Source organism: Nakamurella flava (assembly GCF_005298075.1).
Classification (GTDB): Bacteria; Actinomycetota; Actinomycetes; order Mycobacteriales; family Nakamurellaceae; genus Nakamurella; species Nakamurella flava.
Map to the genome: position 1 here is coordinate 1 of NZ_SZZH01000013.1, position 971 is coordinate 971.

At 64.4% G+C, this 971-nt stretch carries 1 protein-coding gene; it reads left to right on the forward strand.

Annotated features, from left to right (window positions below; genetic code table 11):
- Positions 1-971: FGGY family carbohydrate kinase (locus tag FDO65_RS21945; protein WP_420847564.1), on the forward strand; the 971-nt coding region annotated here is incomplete at both ends.

Sequence of the window (971 nt, forward strand, 5' to 3'; positions counted from 1 at the left end):
GCTCAGCGTGAGCATGAGCAGATCTTCCCGAAGGCGGGGTGGGTGGAGCACGATCCGGTCGAGATCTGGGAGAACACTCGGCTGGTCGCGGCGGATGCGTTGGCGAAGGCGGATCTGAACGAGTCCGATATCGCGGCGGTGGGGATCACCAATCAGCGGGAGACCGCGATGGTGTGGGACAAGACCACCGGTCAGCCGGTCTATAACGCGATCGTGTGGCAGGACACCCGGACGGACAAGATCTGCCGGCAGCTCGGGGACCTGGGTGGTGGGGCGGAGCGGTACAAGGACAAGGTCGGCCTGCCGTTGGCCACGTATTTCTCGGGTCCGAAGATCAAGTGGATCCTGGACAACGTCGACGGCGCCCGGGCCAAGGCCGAGGCCGGGGATCTGTTGTTCGGGAACATGGACACCTGGACGTTGTGGAACATGACCGGTGGGGTGAACGGCGGGATCCATGTCACCGATCCGACGAACGCCTCCCGCACCCTGTTGATGGACCTGGACACCCTGTCGTGGGATCCGGAGATCGCGGCGGACATGGGGATTCCGTTGTCGATGCTGCCGGAGATCCGCTCGTCGTCGGAGGTGTACGGGCAGGGCCGGGCCAAGGGGTCGTTCGCGGGGGTGCCGATCGCGGGGATCCTGGGTGATCAGCAGGCCGCGACGTTCGGTCAGGCGTGTCTGTCGGTGGGTGAAGCGAAGAACACCTATGGCACCGGCAACTTCATGTTGATCAACACCGGGACGGAGAAGGTGCCGTCCAAGAACGGCCTGTTGACCACGGTGTGTTACAAGATCGGTGACCAGGCCACCGTGTACGCCCTGGAGGGGTCGATCGCGGTGTCGGGGTCGTTGGTGCAGTGGCTGCGCGACAACCTGGGCATCATCTCCTCGGCCCCGGAGATCGAGACGCTGGCCAACACCGTGGAAGACAATGGTGGGGCGTATTTCGTGCCCGCGTTCTCCGG